This window comes from Solirubrobacter phytolaccae (genome assembly GCF_027587195.1).
Lineage (GTDB): Bacteria > Actinomycetota > Thermoleophilia > Solirubrobacterales > Solirubrobacteraceae > Solirubrobacter > Solirubrobacter phytolaccae.
The window spans coordinates 1-26,505 of record NZ_JAPDDP010000036.1 but is presented as its reverse complement, the minus strand read 5'-3'; the positions used below and the strand labels follow the sequence as shown (position 1 = coordinate 26,505).

At 70.9% G+C, this 26,505-nt stretch carries 24 protein-coding genes; 2 read left to right on the top strand and 22 right to left on the bottom strand.

Going from position 1 to position 26,505, the window contains the following annotated elements:
* The first annotated feature begins 12 nt into the window (after positions 1-12).
* Entirely contained in the window at positions 13-1,008 is a 996-nt protein-coding gene (gene rlmN / locus OJ997_RS19280) for a dual-specificity RNA methyltransferase RlmN (protein ID WP_270026834.1), read from the top strand.
* Here the strand turns inward: rlmN and OJ997_RS19275 are convergent.
* From OJ997_RS19275 to OJ997_RS19175, 21 genes are all read right to left on the bottom strand, one after another.
* Positions 977-2,638: an arylsulfotransferase family protein gene (locus OJ997_RS19275; RefSeq protein WP_270026833.1), complete on the bottom strand. Its 1,662-nt coding sequence runs from the start codon at positions 2,636-2,638 to the stop codon at positions 977-979. The genes rlmN and OJ997_RS19275 overlap by 32 nt on opposite strands.
* A gap of 182 nt (positions 2,639-2,820) precedes the next feature.
* Positions 2,821-3,432 (bottom strand): hypothetical protein, encoded by a 612-nt coding sequence (locus OJ997_RS19270; protein WP_270026832.1) that lies wholly within the window; start codon positions 3,430-3,432, stop codon positions 2,821-2,823.
* Entirely contained in the window at positions 3,429-5,693 is a 2,265-nt protein-coding gene (locus tag OJ997_RS19265) for an Ig-like domain-containing protein (protein ID WP_270026831.1), read from the bottom strand. The genes OJ997_RS19270 and OJ997_RS19265 overlap by 4 nt, the downstream gene beginning before the upstream one ends.
* A 263-nt stretch (positions 5,694-5,956) precedes the next feature.
* Positions 5,957-6,535: an SMC-Scp complex subunit ScpB gene (scpB, locus tag OJ997_RS19260; RefSeq protein WP_270026830.1), complete on the bottom strand. Its 579-nt coding sequence runs from the start codon at positions 6,533-6,535 to the stop codon at positions 5,957-5,959.
* Positions 6,532-7,281 (bottom strand): segregation and condensation protein A, encoded by a 750-nt coding sequence (locus OJ997_RS19255; protein WP_270026829.1) that lies wholly within the window; start codon positions 7,279-7,281, stop codon positions 6,532-6,534. Before OJ997_RS19255 ends, scpB begins: the two co-directional genes overlap by 4 nt.
* Positions 7,282-7,291: 10 nt before the next feature.
* Positions 7,292-8,290 (bottom strand): tryptophan--tRNA ligase, encoded by a 999-nt coding sequence (gene trpS, locus OJ997_RS19250; RefSeq protein WP_270026828.1) that lies wholly within the window; start codon positions 8,288-8,290, stop codon positions 7,292-7,294.
* Positions 8,291-8,298: 8 nt separating this feature from the next.
* On the bottom strand, positions 8,299-9,225 hold the full coding sequence (locus OJ997_RS19245) for a calcium-binding protein (protein ID WP_270026827.1): 927 nt from the start codon (positions 9,223-9,225) through the stop codon (positions 8,299-8,301).
* Positions 9,222-10,217 (bottom strand): calcium-binding protein, encoded by a 996-nt coding sequence (locus tag OJ997_RS19240; RefSeq protein ID WP_270026826.1) that lies wholly within the window; start codon positions 10,215-10,217, stop codon positions 9,222-9,224. The genes OJ997_RS19245 and OJ997_RS19240 overlap by 4 nt, the downstream gene beginning before the upstream one ends.
* The gene (locus tag OJ997_RS19235; RefSeq protein ID WP_270026825.1) at positions 10,214-11,173 is read right to left on the bottom strand and encodes a hypothetical protein; all 960 of its coding nucleotides are present in this window, start codon (positions 11,171-11,173) and stop codon (positions 10,214-10,216) included. The genes OJ997_RS19240 and OJ997_RS19235 overlap by 4 nt, the downstream gene beginning before the upstream one ends.
* Complete coding sequence (locus tag OJ997_RS19230) at positions 11,173-12,174, bottom strand: hypothetical protein (RefSeq protein WP_270026824.1); 1,002 nt, start codon at positions 12,172-12,174, stop codon at positions 11,173-11,175. Before OJ997_RS19230 ends, OJ997_RS19235 begins: the two co-directional genes overlap by 1 nt.
* A 1-nt stretch (position 12,175) precedes the next feature.
* Positions 12,176-13,111: a hypothetical protein gene (locus tag OJ997_RS19225; protein WP_270026823.1), complete on the bottom strand. Its 936-nt coding sequence runs from the start codon at positions 13,109-13,111 to the stop codon at positions 12,176-12,178.
* On the bottom strand, positions 13,111-14,052 hold the full coding sequence (locus OJ997_RS19220) for a hypothetical protein (RefSeq protein ID WP_270026822.1): 942 nt from the start codon (positions 14,050-14,052) through the stop codon (positions 13,111-13,113). Before OJ997_RS19220 ends, OJ997_RS19225 begins: the two co-directional genes overlap by 1 nt.
* A gap of 24 nt (positions 14,053-14,076) precedes the next feature.
* On the bottom strand, positions 14,077-14,616 hold the full coding sequence (locus OJ997_RS19215) for a hypothetical protein (RefSeq protein WP_270026821.1): 540 nt from the start codon (positions 14,614-14,616) through the stop codon (positions 14,077-14,079).
* A gap of 139 nt (positions 14,617-14,755) precedes the next feature.
* A complete protein-coding gene (gene gcvPB, locus OJ997_RS19210) occupies positions 14,756-16,309 on the bottom strand; it encodes an aminomethyl-transferring glycine dehydrogenase subunit GcvPB (RefSeq protein ID WP_270026820.1) in 1,554 nt (517 codons plus the stop codon).
* A complete protein-coding gene (gcvPA, locus tag OJ997_RS19205; RefSeq protein WP_372517915.1) occupies positions 16,306-17,577 on the bottom strand; it encodes an aminomethyl-transferring glycine dehydrogenase subunit GcvPA in 1,272 nt (423 codons plus the stop codon). The genes gcvPB and gcvPA overlap by 4 nt, the downstream gene beginning before the upstream one ends.
* Before the next feature lie 57 nt (positions 17,578-17,634).
* Positions 17,635-18,021, bottom strand: a complete 387-nt coding sequence (gcvH, locus tag OJ997_RS19200; protein ID WP_270026818.1) for a glycine cleavage system protein GcvH — start codon at positions 18,019-18,021, stop codon at positions 17,635-17,637.
* Positions 18,022-18,024: 3 nt separating this feature from the next.
* Complete coding sequence (gcvT, locus tag OJ997_RS19195; protein WP_270026817.1) at positions 18,025-19,104, bottom strand: glycine cleavage system aminomethyltransferase GcvT; 1,080 nt, start codon at positions 19,102-19,104, stop codon at positions 18,025-18,027.
* 22 nt (positions 19,105-19,126) lie between these two features.
* The gene (locus OJ997_RS19190) at positions 19,127-20,836 is read right to left on the bottom strand and encodes a GGDEF domain-containing protein (RefSeq protein WP_270026816.1); all 1,710 of its coding nucleotides are present in this window, start codon (positions 20,834-20,836) and stop codon (positions 19,127-19,129) included.
* A 44-nt stretch (positions 20,837-20,880) separates the two neighbouring features.
* On the bottom strand, positions 20,881-21,954 hold the full coding sequence (gene ftsZ, locus OJ997_RS19185; protein WP_270026815.1) for a cell division protein FtsZ: 1,074 nt from the start codon (positions 21,952-21,954) through the stop codon (positions 20,881-20,883).
* Between the two features lie 148 nt (positions 21,955-22,102).
* The gene (locus OJ997_RS19180; protein WP_270026814.1) at positions 22,103-22,870 is read right to left on the bottom strand and encodes a cell division protein FtsQ/DivIB; all 768 of its coding nucleotides are present in this window, start codon (positions 22,868-22,870) and stop codon (positions 22,103-22,105) included.
* Complete coding sequence (locus OJ997_RS19175) at positions 22,867-24,078, bottom strand: UDP-N-acetylmuramate--L-alanine ligase (protein ID WP_270026812.1); 1,212 nt, start codon at positions 24,076-24,078, stop codon at positions 22,867-22,869. The genes OJ997_RS19180 and OJ997_RS19175 overlap by 4 nt, the downstream gene beginning before the upstream one ends.
* 19 nt (positions 24,079-24,097) lie before the next feature.
* Here OJ997_RS19175 and OJ997_RS19170 point away from each other — a divergent pair, with 19 nt between their 5' ends.
* Complete coding sequence (locus tag OJ997_RS19170; protein ID WP_272599977.1) at positions 24,098-25,714, top strand: RecQ family ATP-dependent DNA helicase; 1,617 nt, start codon at positions 24,098-24,100, stop codon at positions 25,712-25,714.
* Between the two features lie 65 nt (positions 25,715-25,779).
* On the opposite strand, the gene OJ997_RS19165 is transcribed toward OJ997_RS19170, so the two are convergent.
* Complete coding sequence (locus OJ997_RS19165) at positions 25,780-26,106, bottom strand: hypothetical protein (protein ID WP_270026811.1); 327 nt, start codon at positions 26,104-26,106, stop codon at positions 25,780-25,782.
* Between the last annotated feature and the right edge of the window lie 399 nt (positions 26,107-26,505).

Sequence of the window (26,505 nt, the reverse complement as noted above, 5' to 3'; positions counted from 1 at the left end):
ACCATAGAGGGCGTGGATCTGCAGCTCCTTGACACTGTTCTGTCCGACCAGCCCGCGTTCCGTGCGCGGCAGGTCTGGCGCTGGGCGTCCCAGGGCGCTTCGTCGTACGACGAGATGACCGATCTGCCGGCCGCGCTGCGCGCGAAGCTGGCCGAGGAGGTGCCGTTCAGCACGCTCGAGCTGGTGCGTGAGGCGCACTCCAGCGACGGCACCGTCAAGGCGCTCTTCCACACGCATGACGGCCGCGCCGTCGAGGCCGTGCTGATGCGCTACAAGGACGGGCGCCGCTCGATCTGCGTGAGCTCGCAGTCCGGCTGCCCGCTCACGTGCACGTTCTGCGCCACCGGCAAGATGAAGTTCGGCCGCAACCTGACCGCGTCGGAGATCCTCGACCAGGTGCTGCACTTCCGCCGCATCGAGCCCGTCAACCACCTCGTGTTCATGGGCATGGGCGAGCCGATGATGAACCTCGACAACGTGCTGGAGACCTGCCGCAAGCTGCCGGACGTGGGCATCACGCACCGCCGCACCGGCATCTCCACGGTCGGCTGGGTGCCGGGCATCAAGCGCCTCACCGAGAGCGACATGCCGATCCGGCTCGCGCTGTCCCTGCACGCCCCCGAGGAGGATCTGCGCTCGCAGATCATGCCGGTCAACGAGCGCTACTCCATGGAGGAGGTGCTCGAGGCGTGCGAGGCGTTCTACGAGCGCAAGCGCCGCATGGTCTTCATCGAGTACGTGATGCTCGCGGGCGTCAACGATGGCTACGCCCAGGCCGTCAAGCTCGCCGAGATCCTCGACCCGAAGATCTACAAGCTCAACCTGATCCCGTACAACCCGACGGACTCCGTCTACGACGGCTCCTCCCGGGGTGCGATCGAGACCTTCAGGGCCGCGCTCGAGGAGCACGGCCTGAGTGCGACGGTCCGGCTGACCCGAGGCCGCGACATCGACGCGGCCTGCGGGCAGCTGGCGGCTAAGACCCCGGCTTCAGCGGCGTCGTCGTAGTCAGGACGTTGCCGGCCGCGTCGTAGGCGCGGAAGGCCACGACCGCCGGAGTGCCGTTGGCGCTCACGGCGGTCTCGAAGCCGCCGTACGGCTGGCTGGCGAGCGGAGCGAGGGCGCCCGGGTTCGCACCGCCCAGGAGCTCCCACTTCGCGACCTCGGTCGCGCCGTTCCAGCTCACGCGGGCGGAGACCTTGCCGCCCTCGGCGGTGGCGACCACCTTCGGCGCCTGCGACGGGGTGGCGACCCATGGGTAGCGGAACGCGCGGTAGTTGTCGTTGCCGCGGGCGAGGCGGCCGTCGAAGACGACGTTGCCCTGGGCGTCGAACTCGGTGAAGTAGCGCTGCGAGCCCCAGCCGACGAAGACGTTGCCGTTCGGGAGCGTCTCGACGTTACCCTGGCTGGCCGAGAGCAGGTTGAGCGGGTGCTTGAAGGCCTTCACGAGCGTGGCGGTCTTGGCCTGCTCGTCGAGCCGCACGTTGATCACGCGCGAGTTCTTCTTGGTCGGGGGCGCGGCCGAGTTGTCGTAGATGTTGATCGTGCCGTCGGCCTGCTGGCGGGCGCTGTGCTGCCAGTCGAAGCGCACGCCCTTGCCGAGCTTGAAGGTCGAGTTCTTGCCGCCGAGCGTCCACAGGACCTTGCCCGTGCGGCGATCGATCTTGTAGACGGCCGACGTGTTGCGCGCGGAGATCAGGAAGTTGCCGTCCGGGGTGATCTCGGCCGAGTTCACGTGGAAGTACTCCCACTCGAAGCCGGGCGCGGTCGGGGCCGGGATGTTGGACTCCTTGAGCCCGACGTTGCCGAACGAGTGCCACTCGAACAGCACGGCGCCGGTGGGCAGGTCGATCTCCTGGACGATGTTGTCCACGACGCGCGAGTCCTTCGGGCCGCCCCAGGGCCGCAGATCGCGCTTGAAGCGCTCGTAGGCGAGCACGATCGCCGTGTTCTGCGGCGTGAGCGTGAACTCGTGCAGGTCGAACGAGTAGCCGTTGCCGGCCGTGACCGTCGCGACCCGGTTGTAGTTGGTGTCGTAGACCTGGCCGACGCCGTCGCCGTCACCGACGAACAGCTGGCCCTCCCACCACGTCAGCACGGGCTTGCCGCCGAGCTGCTGGACGCGGAAGTCGGCCGGGATCTTGCCCGGCGTGGACTTGAACCAGACCGTCTGGCCCCGGTCGTTGATGATCATCGGGCCGTCCTGGCCGCGCCCCGCCTTGGGGGCGAGGAACACCAGGCCGGGCGCACGGCCGGGCTTGGCCGTGGTCACGGTCACGGACGGCGGCGAGAGATCCGGCCGGGTCGCGTACTTCTGCACGCTGCCGCGACCGACGTTCGGGAGCTCGACCGGGCGCGCCTTGCGCGTCGTGAGATCACCGATGCTGATCTTGAAGTCGCCGCCCGTCGCGCCGACGACCTCGCGGTCGGTGGTGACGCTGACCGTCTCGTTGGCCTCGAACGGCTTCGACGGCACGAAGGAGACACCGTTCCCGTCCGAGTGGGCGAGCAGCTTGCCCGTATGGGTGCCGCTCTCCGAGCCTTTGACGGTGACCGTGCCGAGCGCGGCGGCGTTCCCGCCGCGGAAGGAGAACGTGGTCTTCTCCCCCGCGGTCAGCGTGCCGGGGACCGGATACACCGAAAACGGAGGGGTTTGCGCCTGCGCTTGCGCGAGGACAACAGTGGTGCCGCCCGCAAGGACAGCGGTCGCGCCGAGCGCGAGGGACAGGATCCGCACGGACGCCGCAACTCGCGACCGCTCAAGAAGTTGCGCTGCTGGGTGTCGATCACGTCCCGGCGGGTGTGCCACTCGGAGCCTCGCTACGGTCGCGCAAGCAGCGCCGAGTCGTGGGCGGTGCCGAGCTGCCCGGTCTTCGCGACGCCGGCCCGCGTCCAGTACAGCGTGGTGCCGGCGAGCGCGAGCGAGCCGAACGCGATGTCGTTCCCCTCATCGAGCACGACCGGCGGACCGGGCGCGTCCAACTTGAGCACCTGCTGCACGACGTTGTTGGAGCGGATCCAGGCCACCTCGCCCTTCCCGGTGACCACCAGGTCGCGGATCTCGTTGGCGTCGTCGTCGACCCGCGCCGACCGCACCACGCGGCCGGACACCAGGTCGCGGACCTCCAAGGAGGCGGTGCAATCGACGTCACGCAGGCAGACCAGCTTGTCCGTGGCCAGGAACCGCCCGGCGAGCGCGAACCTGTACAGGCCCGTGAAGCCGTCCTCACGCACGGCGCCGATCTGCCGCCGGCGCCCGTCGCGCAGGCAGGCGTACACGTAGCCGCGACTGCGATAAACACGCGCGTAGCTGCTCGCGTCGATGGTCGTGCCCACCCTGGCGCACGACTTGCGCTTGGGCGCGGCCGACGTGGCGACGGAGGGCACCGCCGCCACGAAGCACAACGCGAGCAGCCACGCGCGGCGGATCACGAGCCGTTCACTGCCGTCTTCCAGATGTTGTACGCGTTGCGGGGCGTCGGAGCGCACGTGACCTGGTCACCGCTGGGAGCCATCAGGCCCGAGTCCCACCGCGGGCGCGGCGGGTTGTCGCGCCACTGCGACGGCTCGCAGAAGTGGTAGTAGATCACGTGCGTGATCGAGGCCGAGCTGTGCGCCAGGTCCGTCACATAGTGCGTGACCTGCTGGTCCTGCACCGTGTAGTTCGGGGCGGTCTCCATGCCGGGCACGAGCGGGTCGACCCGGCTCCCGCCCTCCGAGAGCCAGATGTCGGCGCTGGGGTACTCCACCTTCACGTCGTGGATGAACCTCGACGTCCGGAGCTCGTTCTGGCGGCGGATGTCGACGTACGGGTGCGTGGACCAGATCTGCGGCCGCGGCTCCCCGGTCTTGCGCTCGTCCTCGATGCCCTCGAGGTACTCCTCGAGGTACGGACGCCAGCTTGAGTCGTTGATGTCCTGGTGCAGCTCGCCGGCCACGACCTTGCACTGCTCGGCGGCGTTGCAGGCGTTGCGCCCGATCGCCGCGGTGTAGCGGCCGGCGACGTTGGCGCCGTAGCCCCGCTTGCAGTTGTTCTGCACGCACCGTCGCACGCCGCGGGTGGGCTGTGACGAGTGGTTGGGCTCGTTCCAGGCAGCCAGGTAGTCGATGCTGCTGAACTTCCTCGTGAGCTGGTCGGCCTTTGTCGAGAGCTGGCGCACCGTGGGCGCCAGGTTGCTCTTCTGCTCATTGCTGAGGCCCGGTTGGTTCGTGCGCTGGAGCACGACGAAGACCTTGTACTGCTTCGCCGCCTTCTGGTACCAGAGCTTGAAGCGGTCGAACTCGTCGGTCGTCGAGTTCGGGTCGTTGAGGTCGACCAGGTTCCACGAGACGATCTTGCGGACGATCTTCACACCGGTGAGGTCTTTGAACAGCTGCAAGTCGAACATCTCATGGCGCTCGTCGGCCATGCCCCAGGTGATGGTCTGGTCCTCGCGCAGCAGCGAGGGCGGATCGGAGCAGTAGTCCGCGTCGTTGTCGAAGAGCGCGATGCACTCCAGCGTGGCGTCAGGATCGGCCGGCTCCTCGTCGGGGGACGTCAGGTCCAACGGGTCCGGATCGGAGCCGGCAGTGGTGGAGTAGCGGTCCTCGATCTCGCACCAGTCGTCCTCGCCGGTGTCCAGGACGCACGTCGCGGCCTGCGTGTTCTTGGCGACGATCGACTGCGTCGCCGTGTTGCCCACGCGGTCGGTGATCTCGACGGTGACGGTGTGGTTGCCGTCCGGGAAGGCCGAGGTCGGGAACGCGTAGTCCGTGGTGAGGCCCTCCCCGTCACCGGCGGCCGGGTTCAGCGCCTCGTGCACGAGGTTGCCGCCGACGAGCACGCGGATGCGCTGGACGCCGCTGAGGCTGTCGGCGCCGACGACGTGCAGGTTGTAGGTCGCCTCGTCGAGATCCTGGCCGACGTTGTCGAACAGCGGGCCGCTGAGCGCGATCGTCGGGTTGCTGCGGTCCACCTTGACGGGGAACGTGGACACGCTCGAGACCTTGTCGGTCCAGTCCTTCGCGCGCACGCCGAGGGTGTTCACGCCCTCCGGGAGCTGGCCCGCGTCGTAGTTGATCGTGCCCGACAGCGCCTGCGGGCAGGCCGTGAGGCCCTCCTGCTGCTGGCAGATGCGGGTCTTGGAGCCGAGCACCTGCGTGCCCTTGAGCAGATCGAGCTGCTTGACGCCGACGCCGGCGTCGGTGCCCGCGACGGTCGCGGTGCGGACGCCGTCCTTGACCCAGCCGCTCACGCCGCTGCTCGCGCTGGTGACGGTCGGCACGTCCGGGTCGTCGATGTCGACGCCGAAGTACGTGAGGGAGATGTAGTCGTCCGGCGAACCCGCTCCGGAGAGCTGGACGACGGCCTGCGCGCCGGCGGTCGAGCCGGCGTAGTACGCCTCGCCGGTGTCGTTGGGCTGCACCGGCATCGAGTCCGCCCACTGCCCGTTGGGGAGGCGAATGCCCCACGTGGCCGTGGCGCCGCCGGTGGCCCAGTGGTGCGCCACGCCCTGGAACGCCGTCACGTACGCCGTACCCGGGGGCGTGTACGAGATCTCGCCGCTGCCTCTGATCGACAACGGCGAGCTGCCGTACGGATCGCCGTCGACCTGCCAGATGTCCGTGAACAACCAGCCGTCGTCGGACCAGCCGTACGGCGCGGCGTTCGCCGCCACGGCGCCCGGTCCGGCCAGGGCAAGGCCGGACAACATCACCACTCCTGTCGCGCGGGCGCGGGTGCGCCGACACGACAGGGACCGCCAACCAGCAACGACACGACGCGTCGCGACCGCCAGCATTCGTACCTGCTCTCTTAGGGGCCTCCGGCGCCAGGACTCCTCCTGCGCCAGCCGAGCGGAACTGAACTCGCTCGCTCAAGCCCTGTCAACTAGTTACTGCGTCCTTGTCCGCGCGCGAACCCGCGCTCGATCAGCGGGTTTGAAGTGACTTGACGCGGGTATGACGGCGAGTCGCGCTATTGCCCGGAGGTGCGCGCTTCACCGGCGCGCAGGAGCCGGTCGCGCAGCGTCTGCGCCTCTTCCGGGCTCGGATCCCACTGCGCGACTTCCGGCAGCGCCTCCGGCGACTCCAGGCCGAAGAGCTTCAGGAAGAGCCCGGTCGTGCGGTACAGCACGGCGCCGAACTGCGAACGGCCCGCCTCCTCGATGAGGCCACGGTCGGCCAGTGCGGTGGTGGCCGACTCGCTCGCCACGCCGCGGATGCGGGCGACCTCGGGCCGGCTGACCGGCTGCAGGTAGGCGACGATCGCGAGCGTCTCCGCCTGGGCGGGCGTGAGCGCGGGCGTGCGCGGGCGGGAGAGCAGGCGGCGTGCGGCCTCCTCGGCGTCCGGGTGCGAGGCGAGCGCGAGCCCGCCGCCGATGCGCTTGAGCACGAGCCCGCGGCCCTCCAACGCGCCCTCGAGCGTGATGAGCGCGTTGGTGATCGCCTCCTCGGAGGTCTGGAGCGCATCCGCGAGCTCCTCGACGCCGATCGGGTCCGGGGCGAGGAACAGCAGGGCCTCGATCCGCGCGGCGAGCGTCAGCGGCGCGCTCATGCGGCCTCGACTTCCCGGAGTGCCGGGACCGGGCTGCCGACGTGGACGGTGATCTCACCGAACGGCTCTTCCTGCTCCCACGACGCCTCGCCGCTCTTGTAGAGCTCCAGCAGCGCGAAGACGGTCACGCAGATGGTCACGCGGTCGGCATCCTTGACCGCCTCCTCGAACGAGAAGGAGGACGCGCGCTTGAGCAGCCCGCGCAGGTGCTGCAGGCGCTCGCCGACCGTCACGCGTGGCATCGCCATGTGCGAGAGGTCGATCGGCTTGGGCATGCGCAGCAGCGAGCCGATCGCGGCGCCCAGCACGGACGGCTCGTAGGCGCCGGCGGTGACCTCGCCCGGGCCGAGCTTGTGCGGTGCGCTGCGGTACAGGTGGCCGCGCTCGTGCTCCTGCAGCTTGGCGAGATGGGCGCCCGCGGCGCGGAAGCGCGCGTACTGGAGCATCCGCTCGATGAGCTCCTCCGCGGCCTCGGCGGGCGCGAGCTCGTCCAGCTCCTCGACCTCCTCCCCCGGGAGCATCAGCCTCGACTTGAGCTCCAGCAGCGCCGCGATCAGCACCAGGAACTCGGTCGCGGACTCCAGGTCGAGCTGGTCCGTGGACTCCAGGTGGTCCAGGTAGGTGACGACGATCTCCGCCAGGTCGACCTCGAGCAGATCCAGCTCCTCCCGCAGGATCAGCGAGAGGAGCAGGTCGAACGGACCGGCGAAGACGTCGAGGTCCAGCTCGAGCTCGGCGAGTCTCACACGGCGCAGACTAGGCGTGCGTGCGGACGGGTCCGACGCCCATCGCCTCGCGCACGTCCGCCACGATCGGGGCGGCGATCGCGCGGGCCTTGCTCGCGCCGACCTCGAGGAAGCTCTCGATGTACGCGGTGTCGTCTTTGATTTCCAGGTACTTCTCGCGCACGGGAGCGAGCCACGCGGCGACTTCCTCGCCGACGGCGGTCTTGAACGCGCCGTACCCCGAGCCCTCGAACTCGCGCTCGATCTCGGCCGGCGTGGTGTCGCGGACGACGGCCAGGATCTCGATCATGTTCGAGATGCCGGGCTTGTCGTCGCGCACGACGATCTCCGAGCCGCTGTCGGCGACGGCCTTCTTGAACTTCTTGACGATCGACTCGGGCTCCTCGTCGACGTAGACGGTGCCCTGCGGCGTGCCGCCCGTCGTGGACATCTTGCGCTCGGGCTCCTTGAGGTCGCGCACGCGGGCGCCGACGGTGGGGATGTTCGCCTCCGGCACCACGAGCGTCTCGCCGAAGCGCTTGTTGAACGCCTCCGCGGCGTCGCGCATGAGCTCGATGTGCTCGCGCTGGTCCTCCCCCACCGGCACCTCGTTCGCACGGTAGGCGAGCACGTCGGCGGCCATCAGCACCGGGTAGAAGAGCAGGCCTGCGGACACGCGATCGCGCGCGGCGCCCGCCTTGTCGCGGAACTGGTGCATCCGGTTGAGCTGCCCGACGGAGGTCACGCTCGACAGCAGCCAGCACAGCTCCGAGTGCTCCTGCACGTCACCCTGGCGGAACAGCACGCAGCGCTCGGGGTCCAGCCCCGCGGCGACCAGCAGCGCCGCGGTCTCGCGCGTGCGCTGGCGCAGCTCGGCCGGGTCGTACTGGACGGTCGTGCCGTGCAGGTCGACGATGCAGTAGATCGCGGGGTCGGCCTTGTCCTGACCCTTGACGTAGTTGAGGATCGCCCCGATGTAGTTGCCGAGGTGCTTGCGCCCGGTGGGCTGGATGCCGGAGAAGATGACCACTGTGGCGCCTAGCCTAGCCTCGACTCGAACCACACCTCCGCGCGCTCGGAGCGGGTTCGAGTCTGCACGCGCACGAAGACCGGGAGCTTCGGGTCCCGGCGCAGCCAGCGGCGTCCGGCGGCGGTGGTCCTCAGCTGTGCGCGCAGCGGGCCGGCGGGCGCGCTGAAGGTGCGCCGGGCGATCACGGCCTGCTCGAGGCTGCCCGAGCCCGGGATGCGGCGGCGCAGCGTGACGGTGACGCGTGCGGGCGTGGCGAGCCGCCCCTCGCGGAACGTGCGGGAGACCCGGCGTGGGCTCGTGACGTCGGTGAGCGCGGTCGCGCAGCCCTCGCCGAGGCGGTCCTGCGGCTCGCCGATCGTGCGGTCCTCGCCGGCGCCGCACACGAGGTCGACGGCATAGCCGTCGATCCCCACGAGCAGTACGCCGAGCGTGTCGTTCCCGTCGCCGCCGATCAGCGTCATCCCGGGCCCGCGTCCGGCCTGGATGAGCGTGTCGTCGCCGGGCCCGCCGTCGAGCTGGAACGGGCCGACGTAGTGCTCGGAGTTGAACGAGTCGACGCGGTCGCGGCCGTCACCCGCGCTCACGACGGCCGCCGGCGCGGTGAAGTTCAGGACGTCGTCTCCCGGCCCGAGATCGACGGCGAGCGCGAGCGAGCCCTTGATCTGCAGCTCGTCGTTCCCGTCGCCGGCGAACACCCGCAAGCCGGTGATGCCGTCGAGCGAGCAGCGGATCACGGTCCCGCCGCAGCCCTCGCCCGGGGTGATCCCGCGGCCCTGGACCACGAGCGCGCCGCGGTCCACTGTCGCCAGGAACGCGTCCGCCTGCTCCGGAGCGGAGCGGTAGACGAGCTCCGTGCCCTCGCGGGCGAGCGTGCCCGCCTGGGCGGTGGCGGGCGCGACGAGCAGGAGCGCCAGCACGCAGCCGAGCCACTTCATCGCAACCTCGAGTCGAACCGGACGGTGTGGCGGTCCCCGCCCACGGTCGTGGTGATGAACACGTACAGCTTCAGGTCGCGCTTGGCCCGGCGACGGCCGGCCTCGGTCGTTTTCAGCTGTAGGCGCAGGGGTCCCGCGGGCCGGTTCGCCACGCCGCGCGCGAGCACCTCGGCCGGCCGGCTCCCGCCGCCGGGACGCCGCCGAAAGACGATCTCGACGCGGGCGGGAACGGGCAGCGTGCCTTCGCGGAACCGCCGCGAGACCTCGTCGGGCGTGAACCCGGTGACGTTGGGCGCGCAGCCGTCGCCCATGCGGTCGGCGAGGCGCAGGACCGTGCGGTCGTCGCCCGGGCCGCAGCTGACGTCCATCCCGTGGTCGCTCTCGTAGATGAAGTGCGTGAAGCGATCGTTGCCGGATCCGCCCGTGAGCGTGATGCCGGGCCGGGAATGCCCGTCGACGTGGATGCGGTCTTGGCCCTCCCCGCCCGCGACGAGCAGCGGGCCGGCGGGAGAGCCGTCCGCGAGGTGCGTCTCGAGCGCGTCGCCACCGGCGCCTCCGTCCAGCGTGCCGGCGCCCATCTCCCCGCTCAGCTCGTCGGCGCCGTCGCCGCCGGTCGCGGTCACCGTCGGGCCGCGCGAGGTCAGCTTGTCGTCGCCGGGGCCGAGGTCGACGAGGACGGGGAGGTCGCCGAGCACGATGATCCTGTCGTCGCCGTCGCCCGCCAGCACGCGGACGCCGGTGATCCCCTCGCTCGAGCACTCCGGGTAGAGCACGCCCTGCACGCAGCCGGGCCCGAGCACGAGCTTGCGCCCGTTCTCGTAGATGAACAGCTTGTTCGGCGCCGTCGACGGGTCACCGGGCTGGACGACGACGTCGTCGGCCTCGCCGGGCGCGGAGCGGTAGACGAGCTCGGCGCCTTCCCGCGCGAGCGTCGCGGCCTGCGCGGACGCGGGCACGAGCAGCAGGAGCACGAGGAGCGCCAGGACCCTCATCGCAGCCTCGACCGGAACGTGACCTCGTGGCGCTCGCCGCCGCTCCGGGTGCGGACGGTGACGATCACCCGTGGTCGCTTCGGCCCTCGGCGGCCGGCGGCGGTCGTCTTCAGCCGCACCCGGAGTGGGCCGGCGGGCGCGTCGAACGTGCCGCGCGCGAGCGTCGCCGCGGCGTCGCCCTCGCCCTTGTCCCGATGCAGCGTCACGGTGCCGGTGGCCGGCGCGGTCAGCGCACCCTCGCGGAACGTGCGGGAGACGGTCCCGGGCGTGATCCCGGCGAGGTACGGGCCGCAGCCGGCGCCCGGCCGGTCGGCGAGCTCGGCGACGATCCGGTCGGCGCCCTCGCCGCAGCCGATGTCGGCGCCCGGTCCCTCCCCCGCCTGCACGGTGAACCAGTCGTCGCCGGAGCCGCCCGACATCGCGGTCCCGGGGCCGGTCTCCCCGAAGATGAACAGCCGGTCGTTCCCGTCGCCGCCCGCAAGCGTGAGCGGCCCGGTGAGGTCGGCGGTCATCGCATCGGCGATGTCGTTGCCCGGCCCCATGTCGATCGCGCCGGTCTTGGCGCCGAAGTTCGCCTCGTCGTCGCCGTCGCCGCCGGTCAGCGCGAGCGAGGGCGCGTCGCCGCCGAACTCGTCGTCGCCGGGCCCGAGGTCGACGATCAGCGGCTGCTCGAGCTGCACGGCGACGAGGTCGTTGCCGTCCCCGGCATGCACGCGGACCGTGGTGATGCCGGCGACCGGGCACTCGACGGCGTCCCGCCCGCGCTTGCAACCCGCGCCGGGAGCGATCCGCGTGTTCGGGTCGTCCGCGTCGAAGACCTGGATGGCGTCGCGGACCACGACGAGGGTGACGCGGTCCTTCACGCCGGACGCGCCGCGGTAGACCAGCTCGGTGCCTTCGCGCCCGACCGTGGCGGTCGGCGCGAGCGCGGCGGTGGCGGCCAATAGGGCGAGCATCAGCGCAGCCGTGCCCCGAAGTCGATCTCGCTGCGGTCGCCGCCCGTGCGGGTCTTGATCGTCACGAACAGCTTCAGGTCCGGATCGCGGCGGATGTACCGCTTGCCGGCCTTCGTCGTCTTCAGCCGTGCTTGGAGCGGGCCGGCAGGCGCGTCGAACGTGCCGCGGGCGACCAGCGGGACGCGACGCCCGTTCGGCCACGGGTTGCGGCGGAACTCGACCGCTCCGGTGGCGGGCGCCGTCAGCGTCGCCCCGCTGAACGCGCGCGAGACGAACTTCGGCGGCGCCGGGTAGGCGACGTGCGCGGCGCAGCCGTCACCCGGGCGATCGACGAGCGCGAGCTGCGTGGAGTCGTTGCCGGCGCCACAGGCGATGTCGATCCCCGGACCGTCCAGGCCCAGCTGGACGATGAACTCGTCCGGCCCGTCTCCGCCGGAGAGCGAGATCCCGGGTTTGCGCTGCCCGTCGACGAACAGCAGGTCCCGCCCGTCGCCGCCCTCGATGGCGAGCGGCCCGGCGAACCCCTCGGGGATCGACGCCTCGACGTAGTCCTCGCCCGGTCCCATGTCGATCGCTCCGGCCAGTGTGTCGGCACCGACCCGGTCGCTGCCCTCGCCGGCGGTGACGGTCAGAGCCAGCGCGCTCGCGTCGAAGTCGTCGCTGCCACGCCCGAGCTCGGCCACGACAGGGAGCGAGGTGTCCAGCATCACGATCTGGTCATCGCTGTCGCCGGCCAGCACGCGGACAGCGGTGAGCCCGTCGAGCGGGCAGCGCACGACCTTGCGCGTGATCGAGCAGCCGTCGCGCGGCGTGATGTCCGCGTCACCGCCCTCGCGGCCTGCGAACGTCATCACGCCGTCCTGTGCCTCGGACGCGAACAGGTCCTCCTGGCCGGGCGCTGAGCGGTACACGAGCTCCGTGCCCTCGCGGCCGACGGTCGCGGCCTGCGCCGTGGCGGGCGCGACGAGCAGCATGAGCGTGATCAGGACGAACCGGTGCATGTCATCCGACCTTGGAGCGGAAGGTGACCACGCCGCGGTCGTCGCCGGTGCGGGTCCGGATGGTCACGAACACGGGCAGGTGCGGGGTGCGGCGCAGCCAGCGAGTGCCGGCCGCGGTCCGTTCGAGGCTCACGCGCAGCGGCCCGGGCTGTGCGGTGAAGACGCCGCGCGCGATCGTCGCCCCCGGCGTGCGCGAGGCGCCGGAGCGACGCTTGAACGCGATCGAGCCGCTGGCCGGCGCCGTGAGCGCGCCCTCCTGGAACGCACGCGAGACCGTCTTGGCGGTGATCCCGGCCACGTGCGCGGCGCAGCCTTCGCCCAGGACGTCTCGGGGACCGGCCGACCAGCGGTCGGCCCCGTCACCACACGTGATGCTGACCGGCGCGAGCGGGCCGGACCGCACCATCTCGGTCGACGGGAGCGAGAGATCGTCGTCCCCCGCGCCGCCGTCGAGCACGAACGGCCCGACCGTCCGACCGGAGCGCTCGAGCGAGAGCGTGTCGTCGCCCTCCCCGCCGACGATGCTCACCCGTGAGCCGGCGACTCCGCCGACATCGTTCCCCGGGCCCGCGTCGACCGTCACCGTGGCGCCGACCACCGAGAAGTCGTCGTTGCCGGCGCCGAGCGCCAGCGTCAACGGCAGCGGCACCCGGGTGGACACGCGGTCGGCCTGGTCGCCGCCGAAGATCGTCACGCCCGTCACGCCGTCGGGTCGGCAGGACACCTCGTCGTCCTCGACGCGCTCGCACCCGGGCCCGGGGCGCACGCCCTCCGCGTGGAAGTACTGGATGTCGCTGACGCTTCCGTCGGCGCGGAGCTCCAGGCGCTCGCCCGGCTCCGCGCGAAAGACGATCTGGGTGCCCTCGAGTCCGACCACGCCGGCGTGCGCGGCGGCCGGGAACGCCAGCACGGCGGCGACGACGAGCAGCGCGCGCATCAGCCGAGCCTCGACAGGAAGGTGATCTCGCCGCGCTCGGCACCGGCGCGGAGGCCGATCTTCACGGCGACGGGTTGCCGCCGCCGCGCGGCCTTCGTGCGCTCGAGCGGGACGCGCAACGGCCCGCGCCGAGCGTTGAAGGAGCCATGCGCGACCCGCTGGCGCGGCCGGTCGTCCTGGAAAACGCGGCGTCGCAGCGTGACCGTGCCGCTTGCCGGGCCGGTCAGCCGTCCCTCGCGGAACGCGCGCGAGACGGTGTCCGGCGTGATCCCGGTGACGCGCGGCGCGCAGCCGTCGCCGGGCTTGTCGTGCGGCCGCGCGATCCAGTGGTCGGCGCCGGGGCCGCACGTGATCGCCACCCGGGCGATCCGCGGACGGGGCGCCCCGTTGCGCTCGTCACGCGGGTACGGCCACGAGATCCCGGGCGAGATGACGCGGAGGGTGTCGTCGCCGGCGCCGCCGTCGAGCCGCAGCGGCCCGAGACCGTTCGTCTCCAGCTCGAGCCGGTCGTCACCCGCGCCGCCGACCACGTTCGCCGACCGGGCCTGCGAGTAGCCGCGGTCGTTCCCCGGTCCGGCGTCGACCGTGGCCGCGCTCGCCTGGGCGAAGAAGACGTCGTCGCCACCACCCAGCGTCAGCGTGAGCGGCACGTTGATGAATGACGAGACCCGGTCGTCGCCGTCCCCGGTCTGCACGACCACACCGGTCACGCCCGTCTCTGGACACGCGACCTCGCCGTCGGCGGCGACGCATCCGGCGCCGACGCGGGGCGTCCCGGTGAAGCGGATCTGGCCGCCCGAGGGCTGCAAGATGCCGACTCGCACCTGCTCGCCGGGGTCGGCGCGGAGCACGAGCTGGGTCCCTTCAAGCCCGACGACGCCCGCCTGAGCGGACGCGGGCAGCGCGAGCAGCGCGACGAATAGGGCGACGGGGAGACGCATGGTGCGCCTCCCCATACCCGTTTCTCAGGTTCGCGGACTGAGCGCGAGCAGCGCGTTCAGGATCTGCGCGAGCTGCCCGAGCGGCGTGTTGGCCAGCGCGTTCGGGTCGAGGATGCCCGTGATCCCGCACAGCAGGTTCCCGAGCAGGTTGCCTGCGCCCGGCACCGCGTCGATGCGCAGGTTGATCTGGTTCGTGCGCACGGACAGGCCGAGCAGGTTCAGGTTGATCGGCCCGAGCACGAGGTTGAGCACCTGGCAGGCACCCGGGATCGGCGGCAGCTGCGAGGCCTGCGCGGCACCGCTCGACACGGCGGCCGGCAGCTTGACGTTCTCCTTGGTGACCCGCTTGCCGCCGGTCGCCTTGCCGACGACCTTGCCGACGGCGAACAGCTTGCCGCCCTGGGACACGAACTTCTCGATCGTGTACGTCCCCTTGAAGCCCTTGGTGCCGGTGAGCGCGACCTTCTGCGTCAGCGGCACCGCTTCCTGGGCTTGCGCGACGCCGGTGAACATGAAGGCGCACACGACTGTGGCCGCGATGGCGGCCAGATGAATCCTGGACATAGAAGTCCTCCCCTACGAGGATCGGTTGACGCAGGGGAACGTCCCCTGAGCGACGGGGTCCTGAAAACCGGTGGGGTGGTTTCAGGACGCCGTCGTCAAGGGGTGTTGATGCCGTCTACAGACGTTGACGTTTGGCCGTCTACAGCGGTTGACGGATGACCGGGCGCTTGGCCGCGCCGGCCTCGTCGAGCCGGCGGACCGGCGTGCCGTACGGCGCGTTGCGAGCGATCTCCGGATCCTCGGCGCCCTCGCGCAGGATCTCGGCCATCGCCTCGGCGAACGCGTCGAGCGTCTCCTTGGTCTCGGTCTCCGTCGGCTCGATCAGCAGCGCTTCCTCGACCAGCAGCGGGAAGTACACCGTCGGCGGATGGAAGTTGTGATCGAGCAGGCGCTTGGCGAGATCCAGCGTCTTCAGGCCCAGCTCGCGCTTCATCGGCGCGCCGCTGAGCACGAACTCGTGCATGCAGAGGCGGTCGTAGGCCGGGGGCAGCAGGTCCGTCACGCCCAGCTCGCGCAGCTTCGCCAGCAGGTAGTTGGCGTTGAGCACGGCCAGCTCCGACGCCTCCTGCAGGCCGTCGCCGCCGAGCGAGAGGATGTACGCGTAGGAGCGCACGAACACGCCGAAGTTGCCCTGGAAGCCGCGCAGGCGCCCGATCGACTTCGGCCGGTCGAAGTCGAGGTCGAACGTGCCGTCCTCGAGCTTGACCACCTGCGGCTTGGTGATGTACGGCTCGATGCGGTCGCTCACCGCGATCGGGCCGGCACCCGGGCCACCGCCGCCGTGCGGCTGGGTGAACGTCTTGTGCAGGTTGTAATGGACGATGTCGAAGCCCATGTCGCCGGGGCGCGTCTTGCCCATGACGGCGTTCAGGTTCGCGCCGTCGTAGTACAGGGTCGCGCCGACACCGTGGACGATCTTCGCGATCTCCTCGATGTTGGCGTCGAACACGCCGAGCGTGTTCGGGTTGGTGAGCATCAGGCAGGCGACCTGGTCGTCGGCCTTGGCGCGCAGGTCCTCGATGTCCACGCCGCCGTCGGCGTTGGTGCCGACCTTGACGACCTCGTAGCCGCCCATCGTCACCGTCGCCGGGTTCGTGCCGTGCGCGGTGTCCGGCGTGAGGATCTTCGTGCGGAAGTCGCCGCGGTCCTCGTGGTAGGCCCGGGTGACCAGCACGCCGGCGAGCTCGCCGTGCGAACCCGCGGACGGCTGCAGCGACACGTGCGGCAGGCCCGCGATCTCGCCCAGCGCGACCTGCAGCGAGTGCATGAGCTCCAGCGCGCCCTGGGCCCGCTTCGGGTTCGTCAGCGGATGCAGACGGGCGTGGCCCGGCAGCGCCGCGACGCGCTCGTGCAGCTTCGGGTTGTGCTTCATCGTGCACGACCCGAGCGGGTAGAAGCCGGAGTCCAGGTCGAAGTTGCGCTTGGACAGCCGGTTGTAGTGGCGGACGATCTCCGGCTCGGCGATCTCCGGCAGCTTCGGCGCCTCGGCGCGGCGGAACTTCGCCGGCAGCTCGTGCTTGGGCACGTCCAGCTCGGGGGCGACGAACGCGCGCCGGCCCGGCTTGGACTTCTCGTAGATCGTCTTCGCGTGGTCGCGCTGCTGCTCGGTCTCGATCACCGCGGAGCGCTGCGGGTGCAGCTCGTGGGCCTCGATCGACGGGTCGGCGTGGAGCTGGTTCTCGGTGATGCTCATGCCAGGGCCTCCTTGAGCACCTCGGCGAGGCGGTCGATGTCCGCCTTGCTGCGCTGCTCGGTGATGGCCACCAACAGGCCGTTGTCGTCGAACGCGAAGCCCGGGTTCACACCCCGCGCCGAGCAGAACTCGACGACCTCGTGGGCGTTCTTGCTGAGCTTGAGGGCGAACTCGCGCACGACGGGCTGGTCGTGCCAGAGCTCGACGCCGTCGATCGCCGCGAGCGTCTCGCGGGCGTAGTGCGTGCGGGATACGAGCAGCTCGCCGAGCTCCACGAGCCCTTCACGGCCGAGCCAGCTCAGGTAGATCACGCCGGCGAGCGCGTTGAGCGCCTGCGCCGTGCAGATGTTGCTCGTCGCCTTCTCGCGGCGGATGTGCTGCTCGCGCGTCTGCAGGGTGAGCACGAAGCCTCTACGGCCGTCGACGTCGGTGGTCTCACCGGCGATGCGGCCGGGCATCCGGCGCAGGAGGGCCTGCGAAGCGGCGAAGAAGCCGAACGACGGCCCGCCGAAGTCCAGGCGGTTGCCGAGCGTCTGGCCCTCGCCGACGCAGATGTCCACGCCGTCCTCGCCGGGCGAGCGCAGCACGCCGAGCGTGAGCGGGTCGGCCTGGACGACCAGCAGCGCGGAGCCCTTGAACTGCGACAGCGCGGCGATGTCCTCGATCGCGCCGTGGAAGTTCGGCTGGCCGACGAAGATCGCGGCGACGTCATCGCCGACGACCTCGTCGAGCTGCGTGAGGCCGTTGACGACCGGGAGCATCTCGATCGTCGTGCCCCAGCCCGCGGACGTCGTGGCGAGCGTCTCCAGGCTGTGCGGGTGCAGGCTCTCCGACACGAGGAACTTCGTCTTCTTCGTGTGGGTGTGCGCCAGCCAGCCCGCGGCGGCGACGGCGCTCGGGCCCTCGTAGACGCTCGCGTTGCTGACGGGCAGGCCGGTCAGCTCGCTGATCGCGGTCTGGTACTCGAACATCACCTGCAGCCCGCCCTGGGAGATCTCGGGCTGGTAGGGCGTGTAGGGCGTGAGGAACTCGGACCGCGACAGGATCGAGTCGATCAGCGCGGGCACGTAGTGGTCGTACATCCCGGCGCCGAGGAACGAGATCTCGTCCTCGGCGGAGACGTTCTTGGCGGCCAGGTCGCGGAGGCGGGCAAAGACCTCCTGCTCGGGCTTGCCGGGCGCGATGTCGAGAGGACGACCGAGGCGGACGCCCTCAGGGACGTCCGCGAAAAGGTCGTCGATCGACTCGACGCCGATGGCGGCGAGCATCTCCTGCCGGTCGGTTTCAGTCGCAGACGTGTAGCGGCTCATAGTGAGCCGCTCAGCTTATGACAGGCTCTGGCGGTAGCTCTCGGCGTCCATCAGGCCGTCGGCCTCAGACGCGTCCGAGAGCTTGATCTTGACGAGCCAACCCTCGCCGTAGGAATCCTCGTTGATCTGCTCCGGCGAGTCCTTCAGACCGTCGTTGACCTCGACGATCTCGCCGCTCAGCGGCGCGATCACGTCGGACACGGCCTTGACGGACTCGACCTCGGCGTACGGGGAGCCGGCGGTGATGCTCGTGCCGACCTCCGGCGGGTCGAAGAAGACGACCTCGCCGAGCTGGTCCTGGGCGTACCAGGTGATGCCGAGCACGGCGGTGTCACCATCGATCCGAGCCCAGTCGTGCTCGGTGTGGTACTTCAGATCGTCGGGGTAGCTGGCGTCGGCCATCCGTCAGGACTCCTTGGTGTAAAGCGGCTTTTCGCGAACTTCCGCGGCGCGGGTGCGGCCGCGCACATCGATCTCGAGCTTGGTTCCCGGCTCGGCCTTGTCGATCGGCACGTAAGCCATGCCGATGCCGACGTTGAGGCTGGGGCTCAGGGTCCCGGAGGTCACCTCGCCCCCACCGATGACGGCGTTGCCCTGGCGGGCGATGCCCTGCTCGGTGACGAACGGGACGAGCAACTCGGACGGACCGTTGGCCCGGGCGACCTTGATCGCCTCGGCGCCGATGAAGCCCGTGTCCTCCTTCACGCACCACCCGAGGCCGGCCTCGATCGGGCCGCGCGACTCCATCAGGTCGTTGCCGTAGAGGTGGTAACAGACCTCCAGGCGCAGCGTGTCGCGCGCGGCCAGGCCGATCGGCGCGACGCCCGCGGCGAGCAGCGCGTCCCAGATGACGTTGGCGCCCTCGGGGCCGACGAGCAGCTCGACGCCGTCCTCGCCGGTGTAGCCCGTGCCGCAGACCAGCACGTCCGCGACGCCGGCGACGGTCAACCGCGCGGTGCGGAAGCGCTTGGGCAGCTCCCCGTCGGTGAGGCCGGCGACGATGCCGCGCGCCTCAGGACCCTGCACCGCGAGCATCGCGTAGTCGTGCAGGCGGTCGTGGAGCGTGACGTCGAAGCTCTCGGCCTGCTTGGTGAACCAGGCCAGGTCCTTCGCGTGGTTGGCCGCGTTCGTGACGGTCAGGTAGTGACCTTCACCGAGCTTGTAGGTGAAGAGGTCGTCGAGGACGCCGCCGTCTTCCTTGCACAGCACGCTGTACTGCGCGCCGTTGTCGGCGATCTTGGCGACGTCGTTGGAGAGGATGCGCTGCAGGAACTCCAGCGCCTGCGGCCCTTCCGTCTCGATCTCGCCCATGTGGCTGACGTCGAAGACGCCGGCCTTGGTGCGAACGGCGAGGTGCTCCTCCTTGATGCCCGCGTACTGGACGGGCATCTCCCAGCCGGCGAACGGCACGAGCTTGGCGCCCGCGGCGACGTGGCGGTCGTAAAGAGCGGTTTTCAGCAGAGTGGTATCGGACCCGATGGCCATACGGCCCCGGACCCTAGCGCGCTCACGCGACGATGGGCCGCTGAGTCACGGCGACCGCTTCGGCGACGATGCGCGCCGCGACCGAGCTGTCCGGGCCCAGCTCACGGCTCTCGGCCACGAGGCGGGCCACCGCGCACAGCGACGGCGCGGCGGAGAGGACCTGCTCGCCGAGCGCGTGCAGCTCGGTGGCGTAGCGCACGGCCTCCCGCTCCTCGCGCTCGAGCCCGGCCCGGCGCGCCGCCTCCTCGGCCTTGTCGGCGGCGGTCGAGTCGTGCGGGGCGAGCACGGCCAGCAGCACGTCCCGCGCCTGGCGGGCGGCGGACATGCGGCCCGCGTGCTTGGAGGCGTACATGCGCTGGTCGGCGATCCGCAGGGCGCTGTCGGAGTCCGACGCCTCCGTCGGGAGCGTGATGAAGCCGTACGAGCAGCCGACCCAGAAGCCCTCGCCCTCGGCGGAGAGCGAATGGGCGGCGCCCTCGACGATCAACGACGCGTCCTCCCCACGCGGACGCAGCAGCACGCAGAACTCGTCCCCGCCCATCCGGAACGCGCGGCCGCGGGCGCCGACGAAGCTCTCCAGCCGCGTGCCGAGGCGCGCGAGCAGCTCGTCGCCGGCCGGGTGGCCGAAGGTGTCGTTGTAGTGCTTGAAGCCGTCCAGGTCGAACAGCGCAAGCACGTGCGGGCACTCCGGCTGGGCGTCCGGGAGCACCTCGTCGAGCATGCGGGTGAGCGCGCGGCGGTTGCCGAGGCCGGTCAGCGCGTCGGTCATCGCCTCGTCGCGGCTTGCGCGTAGCATGTGCACGTTCAGGCGGAAGGTCAGCGTCAGGCGGACCAGGACGAAGACGATCGCGGCGGCGGCGAGCACCACGCCGAGCCCGTTGAGGTCGCCGACCGAGGCGTAGACGAGCAGCTCGAGGCCGACGGCACCGGCGACGAGCGGCGCGATCAGCAGCCGCAGGCTGTCGTCGACCGCGCGCCGGCGCGTGGCGGGCGGGCGCTGGCAGGCGGCGATCGCGATCGTCAGCAGCCCGAGCCACCAGCCGAGGTCGAACCAGCCGCCGGACTCGTACGTGCCCTCGGCGGCCTTGACGAGGTACATCGAGTCGGCCAGCCAGAAGGCGAGGATGCCGAACGCCAGCAGGCCCCAGGTGCGGTCCAGGCGCCAGCCCGTGCTCGCCAGCGCGCCGACGCCGACCGCGAGCAGCGCCAGGTCGGCCAGCGGGTAGCCGAGCGCGGTGACGACCGCGGCGGTGTCGCCCTCCGCGTGCTCCTGGACGGTCTGGAAGACGATCGCGGCGCTCAGCGCGGAGACGGCGAGCGCGGCGGCGATTCCGTCCACGATCAGCGGCGCGCTCATGCGCGTGCGGCTGCGCAGCAGCGTGAGCATGCCCGCGAACAGCAGCGGCGGGAAGAAGAGGAAGCCGAGGTCGGCGGGGCTCGGGATCGGCGGCGCGCTCTCGTCCCAGAGGACGACCGTGTAGTACAGCTCGCCCAGGCTCCAGGCGCTCACGCCCGTGCCGATCAGCAGCCAGGCGACGCGCTCACGACGGACGAGGATCCCGCGCAGCACGCAGACGGCGGACGCGACGACGAGCACCGCGACGTGGGCGAAGCGCGAGCTCAGCGGCCCGAGGTCGCCCCCACCCAACGCCACCACGTTGAGCTCGTGCAGCGCCAGCCACGCCGCGCAGGCGAGCAGCGGGAGCAGCACGAGTGGGTGACGCGTCGACATCAACCCCCGTTATCGGCCCGTGAGGCCGAGAACGGGAGATCAGGTCAGCGAAGGAACGGCGGGATGTCGAGATCGTCGTCGCGGATCACGAGCGAGTCGCGCTGACGCTCGTCGATCCGCGGGTTGCGATCGCGTGGGGCGCGCGAGCGCTCCTCGCGGGCGGCGCGGACGCCGCCGTGGTCGAACCCGGTGGCGATGACCGTGACGCGGATCTCGTCGGTCATCCCCTCGTCGATCACGGCGCCGAAGATGATGTTGGAGTTCGCGTCGGCGGCGGAGTGGATGAGCTCCGCGGCCTCGTTGACCTCGAACAGGCCGAGGTCGCGACCACCGGTGATGTTGAGCAGGATGCCGGTGGCGCCCTCGACGGACTCCTCCAGCAGCGGGGAGCTTATGGCGGCCTTGGCGGCCTCCGAGGCACGGCTCTCGCCCTGCGCGGTGCCGATGCCCATCAGGGCGCTGCCGGCGTTCTCCATGATCGCCCGCACGTCGGCGAAGTCGAGGTTGATCAGACCGGGGATCGTGATCAGGTCCGTGATGCCCTGGACGCCCTGGCGCAGGACGTTGTCGGCCTCGCGGAACGCGTCGAGGATGCTCGTGCGCCGCTCGACCATCGCGAGGAGCTTCTCGTTCGGGATCACGATCAGCGTGTCCACCATCTCGCGCAGGCGGTCGATGCCCTCCTGCGCCTGGCGGGCCCGCTGGGAGCCCTCGAAGGCGAACGGACGCGTGACGACGCCCACGGTGAGCGCGCCGATCTCGTTCTTGGCGATCTCCGCAATGACGGGCGCGGCGCCCGTACCGGTGCCGCCGCCCTCGCCGGCCGTGACGAACACCATGTCCGCGCCCTTGAGCGCCTCCTTGATGTCGTCGCGCGACTCCGCGGCGGCCCCTTGGCCGATCTGCGGGTTCGCCCCTGCGCCGAGGCCCTTCGTGAGGGCACCGCCGATGTGGAGCTTGAGGTCGGCGTCCGTCATCTGGAGCGCCTGCGCGTCCGTGTTCGCCGCGATGAACTCAACGCCGGACAGACCGGCGTCGATCATCCGGTTCACGGCATTGGTTCCACCGCCGCCGACACCGACGACCTTTATGACTGCGAGATAACCGCTGGCTTCCATTTGGTTTTCCGTCCGGACCTCTAGTTAGGGTCGAGCGTTTTAGCAGGCTCGCTGGCGGCGCGGATTACCGCAAGGTACGGGGATTTCGTTCCCGATGTCAACGAGAGCGAATCGCCGCAAGGATCGTTGCAAGCTGCCGAAGTCTCGACTACGGGTTGAGAGTCGGGCTATTCTCAGGCTCAGGTTGAAGGTTTGGGTCGGGGGTCGGCGTAGCGATCGGCGCAAGGCCGCCCGCGGCCACCCGGCCCGGAATTCGAAGGTCGAGATAGACGGCGCCCTGAGCCGAGACCTCGGCCAGGACACGGGCTGCCGCGGCCCATTTCTTGTCGGCGTCCTTGCCGTCGCCGAAGATCAGCTCGGGGCCTTCTTCGAGGTCGACGATGACGCCGCGCTTGTCGACCTTGACCTCCTCTGTCCGCCCGCGGAGGGGCGTCGGAGCGGCGCTCGCGACGGCCAGCGCGTTGAGGACCTTGCGGTCGGTGACGCGCGATCCGCTCGGATCGGACTTGAGCTTGACGCTCGGAAGATCGCGCTCAGCGGCCACTCCGCGCAGCAACGTGCCGTTGCTCGTCACCGGGACGCGACGCTCGCCGGGGCGGGTGAGTGCCGCCACGGGCGTGCGCTCCACGACCTGGATGTGCAGCGTGTGCGGGAAGTCGGCCTTGACCTTCAGGTCGCCCACCGAGGTGTAGGCCGCGGTGGCTTCGTGGAGGATCTCTTCGCGGACGTGGAGCGTGGTCATGTCCTTCGCGGCGCCCTCGAGCGCGACGCGGACCTGGTCCCCATCGGAGGCGGTGATGCCGCTGATCTGGACGTCGCGGACCGCGACGAGGCTCGATTGGCGCAGCCAGAGATAGCCGCCGCCCGTCAGCACGATTACGGCGACGACGGCGAGTCCGACTTTGAGGCGCGTCATCGTCCGGGGGGTTCGCTATGCGCGACGAGGTCCCTGCCGATCGTGTTCACGTCGCCCGCGCCCATCGTGAGCAGCAGGTCCCCGTTCTGCAGCGTTTCTTGCAGGAACCGGCGGGCGTTCTCGTGCGTCCTGGCCCAGAAGACCGGCATGCCGGGGCGGGCGTCCAGGGTGCTGCGCACGAGCGTCAGGCCCGACACCCCCGGGTAGTCGGCGGCCTCCTCGCGGGCGGGGTACACGTCGAGGAGGATCGCCAGGTCCGCGTTCGCGAGCGCCTTGCCGAACGCTGTTGCCTCGCGCTGCGTGCGGCTGAAGAGGTGCGGCTGGAAGAGCGCGATGACACGGCTGGCCGGTTGGGTGCGCGCCGCCTCGATCGTCGCGCGGACCTCGGTCGGGTGGTGGGCGTAGTCGTCGACCACGGTCGCGCCGTGGGCGGTGCCGACCACTTCGAAGCGCCGGCCCGCGCCCGCGAACGTGGCGAGGCGACCGGCGGCCGCTTGGACGTCTCCCCCGGTCAGCTCGATGGCGGTGAGTGCCGCGCCGGCGTTGCGACGGTTGTGGGCGCCCGGGACGCTCAGCTCGCCGTCGAACTCGCCGAACACGTGGGCGTCGGCGCGCAGGCGGGTGAGGTCGGGCGCGACCACGGCGTCTCTCGCGCGCGCGAGGAACATGGCGAAGGTGTCGTCCACGTCGCGCGAGGAGGCGTAGGTCGTGTGGTGGTCCAGCTCGGCGTTCGTGACGACAGCGATCGTCGGGTGGAGCTTGAGCAGGGAGCGGTCGGACTCGTCGGCCTCGACGATGAGCCAGTCGCTGTCGGCGTTCCAGTCGGCGTTGGTCCCGGTGCTGCGGACCTCCCCGCCGACGAGGTAGCTCTGGCCGGGGAGCGCGTGGACGAGCATCGACGAGGTCGTCGTCTTGCCGTGCGTGCCGGAGACGGCGATCGTCGGCTTGAGCTGCGTCAGCTCGGCGAGCAGGTCGGCGCGGTGCAGCTCGGGCGCGCCCGTGGTGCGCTCGGGGTTGTCCGGTGGGATCGCGCTCGAGTAGACGACTTCAGCGCCTTCAGGGACGTTGGCCGCGGCGTGGCCGTCCAGGGACCGGTCCGAGCCGGTGACGTCGGCGCCGAGGATGCGGGCCACCTTCGCGAGCCCGCTCATCCCGACCCCGCCGATCCCGACGAAGTGCAGTTTGCGTCCTGACCACGGCTGATTCACGCCTGTCAATCTAGGCGCCCTGGCCGACGAGTCGAGAATCGAGCGCGTTGCGCAGGAGGCGTTCGGCTATCCGGGGCTGCGGCCAGGGCAGCTCGAGGCGATCGAGGCTGCGCTCGAGGGCCGTGACGTGCTCGTGGTCATGTCCACGGGGGCGGGCAAGTCGGCCATCTACCAGATCGCCGGGCTGCTCACTCCGGGCGCGACCGTCGTCGTCTCCCCGCTGATCGCGTTGCAGCGCGACCAGGTCGATGGCCTGAATGAGGTCGCGGCGGGCGGCGCGGCGCAGGTGAACTCCTCGCTCCCGCGCGGTGAGCGCGAAGAGGCGATGCACGAGCTCGCCGAGGGCGCGCTGGAGTTCCTGTTCCTGGCGCCGGAGCAGCTCGCGCGCAAGGACGTGCTCGACGAGCTCGCGGTCGCCGACGTGTCGCTGTTCGTGGTCGACGAGGCGCACTGCGTGAGCGAGTGGGGGCACGACTTCCGGCCGGAGTACCTGCGCCTGGGCGCCGCGATCGAGGCGCTCGGCCGCCCGCCGGTGCTCGCCCTGACCGCGACGGCGGCGCCGCCGGTGCGTGACGAGATCGTGGCGCGGCTCGGGCTGCGTGACCCGGTGCTGCTGATCCGGGGCTTCGACCGGCCGAACCTGCGCTTCTCCGTCGAGCGCTTCCACGGCGAGCAGGGCGCGGAGCGCAAGCGGCGCGCGTTGATCGAGCGGATTCGCGCGGCGGCGCCGCCTGGGATCGTCTACGTCAGCACCCGGCGGGAGGCGGAGACGCTGGCGGAGGAGCTGTGCTCAGGGGAGTTGCTCGCGGCGTCCTACCACGCGGGCATGAAGTCGGCCGAGCGCGACGACGTGCAGGAGCGCTTCATGGACGGCGAGCTGGACGTGGTCGTCGCCACCACCGCGTTCGGCATGGGGATCGACAAGGCCGACGTGCGCTGGGTGTTCCACGCCGAGGTCGCCGAGTCCCTGGACGCCTACTACCAGGAGGCCGGGCGCGCGGGGCGCGACGGCGAGCCGGCCGAGATCGTGCTCTTCTACCGCAGCGAGGACGTCGGGTTGCGGCGCTTCTTCGCGGGCGGGCACCTGGAGGTCGACGAGCTCGCGCACGTGCTCGACGCGGTCCGGCGCGGTGTCCCCGCGGCATCGATGCGTACCGAGCTGGATCTGTCGGACACCAAGCTGGCGTCCGCTCTGTCACGCCTGGAGGACGCGGGCGCGGTGCACGTGGAGATGGACGGCGAGGTGTCCTCGGTGTCGGAGTCGCCGTCCGCGGAGCTGGTGACCGCCGCCGCGGAGGCCGAGGAGATGCGCCGGTCCTTCGACCGCTCGCGCGTAGACATGATGCGCGCCTACGCCGAGACCGACGACTGCCGGCGCGCGTTCATCCTCTCGTACTTCGGCGAGCCGTTCGAGCCGCCGTGCGGCTACTGCGACAACTGCGAGGCCGGGCGGGTGAGCGCCCCACCGGCCGACGTGCCGTTCCCGGTCGGCGCCCGCGTGGCCCACGGCTCCTGGGGCGAAGGCGTGGTCCAGCGCTACGACGAGGACATGATGGTCGTCCTCTTCAACGAGGCCGGCTATAAGACGCTCGCGCTGGACGTCGTGCGCGAGCGCGCGCTGCTCGTCGCCGTGTAGGCACGGGATTTGCCGGCCGCGACGCGACATCCCGTCGCGCGCGGCCGGCGGCTCTCCCCCGAGCTCTAGTTGCCGTCCTGCGCGGCGTTCAGCTGATCCTGCGCGGCCTCGAGCTGCTCACGCGCCTCGTCCGGGATGTTGGCTTCCTTCGTGGCGTCGATGGTCTCGTTGGCCAGGTCGTTCATGTCGGACTCGATCTCCTTGGCCGCCTCCTCGGCGTCCTTGGTGCCGGACTGAACCTCCTTCGCCGTCTGCTGCGCGTCCTGCTGGATCTCGGCGGCGTGATCGCGGATCTGGTCCGCGTCCTTCTCGTCGATCCCGGACCCGCCGCCGCACGCGACGACGGTAAGCGACACGAGTACGGCAGTGGCGGTGAGGAGCTTGCGAATCATTGGAGTTCCTTTGGTTGGGGAGGAGCGTCACTCTGCCGCCGATCGAACCCCCGCGCCTGGCGGCTACCACCCGGAAACACACAGGTCCAGGGTGCGGCCAGCTTCACCGGGAACCCTGCGTTCCCACGTGATCGTCGGGCTGTTCGGTCGGTCAGTGACGTGGACTCTGCCGTCCGCGACGCCCCGAAACCTCAGGGAACACCCGGAACCGACACCCTGAACCTGCTGCCTCGGGGTGCGGCTAACCGCCGCGCGGAGCGGGCCTCGCGCTTCGCGCCTCGCGGGAGCGCCATCGCCGCGCCAACGCGCCATCGCCGCGCCCCACGCTAATGCCGCGCCCCGCGCCAACGCCGCGCCCCACGCCACGCCGCGCCCCACGCCACGCCGCGCCCCGCGCCA

What these genes read in the sequence shown, in the direction of transcription:
- OJ997_RS19215 (WP_270026821.1), bottom strand. Translation starts at nt 14,616, where the DNA reads ATGTCCAGGATTCATCTGGCCGCCATCGCGGCCACAGTCGTGTGCGCC.
- OJ997_RS19220 (WP_270026822.1), bottom strand. Translation starts at nt 14,052, where the DNA reads ATGCGTCTCCCCGTCGCCCTATTCGTCGCGCTGCTCGCGCTGCCCGCG.
- gcvPB (WP_270026820.1), bottom strand. Translation starts at nt 16,309, where the DNA reads ATGAGCATCACCGAGAACCAGCTCCACGCCGACCCGTCGATCGAGGCC.
- OJ997_RS19225 (WP_270026823.1), bottom strand. Translation starts at nt 13,111, where the DNA reads ATGCGCGCGCTGCTCGTCGTCGCCGCCGTGCTGGCGTTCCCGGCCGCC.
- OJ997_RS19240 (WP_270026826.1), bottom strand. Translation starts at nt 10,217, where the DNA reads ATGAGGGTCCTGGCGCTCCTCGTGCTCCTGCTGCTCGTGCCCGCGTCC.
- OJ997_RS19165 (WP_270026811.1), bottom strand. Translation starts at nt 26,106, where the DNA reads ATGATTCGCAAGCTCCTCACCGCCACTGCCGTACTCGTGTCGCTTACC.
- scpB (WP_270026830.1), bottom strand. Translation starts at nt 6,535, where the DNA reads ATGAGCGCGCCGCTGACGCTCGCCGCGCGGATCGAGGCCCTGCTGTTC.
- OJ997_RS19245 (WP_270026827.1), bottom strand. Translation starts at nt 9,225, where the DNA reads ATGAAGTGGCTCGGCTGCGTGCTGGCGCTCCTGCTCGTCGCGCCCGCC.
- gcvPA (WP_372517915.1), bottom strand. Translation starts at nt 17,577, where the DNA reads ATGCTCGCCGCCATCGGCGTCGAGTCGATCGACGACCTTTTCGCGGAC.
- OJ997_RS19190 (WP_270026816.1), bottom strand. Translation starts at nt 20,836, where the DNA reads ATGTCGACGCGTCACCCACTCGTGCTGCTCCCGCTGCTCGCCTGCGCG.
- OJ997_RS19265 (WP_270026831.1), bottom strand. Translation starts at nt 5,693, where the DNA reads ATGTTGTCCGGCCTTGCCCTGGCCGGACCGGGCGCCGTGGCGGCGAAC.
- OJ997_RS19235 (WP_270026825.1), bottom strand. Translation starts at nt 11,173, where the DNA reads ATGCTCGCCCTATTGGCCGCCACCGCCGCGCTCGCGCCGACCGCCACG.
- OJ997_RS19180 (WP_270026814.1), bottom strand. Translation starts at nt 22,870, where the DNA reads ATGACGCGCCTCAAAGTCGGACTCGCCGTCGTCGCCGTAATCGTGCTG.
- ftsZ (WP_270026815.1), bottom strand. Translation starts at nt 21,954, where the DNA reads ATGGAAGCCAGCGGTTATCTCGCAGTCATAAAGGTCGTCGGTGTCGGC.
- gcvH (WP_270026818.1), bottom strand. Translation starts at nt 18,021, where the DNA reads ATGGCCGACGCCAGCTACCCCGACGATCTGAAGTACCACACCGAGCAC.
- OJ997_RS19230 (WP_270026824.1), bottom strand. Translation starts at nt 12,174, where the DNA reads ATGCACCGGTTCGTCCTGATCACGCTCATGCTGCTCGTCGCGCCCGCC.
- gcvT (WP_270026817.1), bottom strand. Translation starts at nt 19,104, where the DNA reads ATGGCCATCGGGTCCGATACCACTCTGCTGAAAACCGCTCTTTACGAC.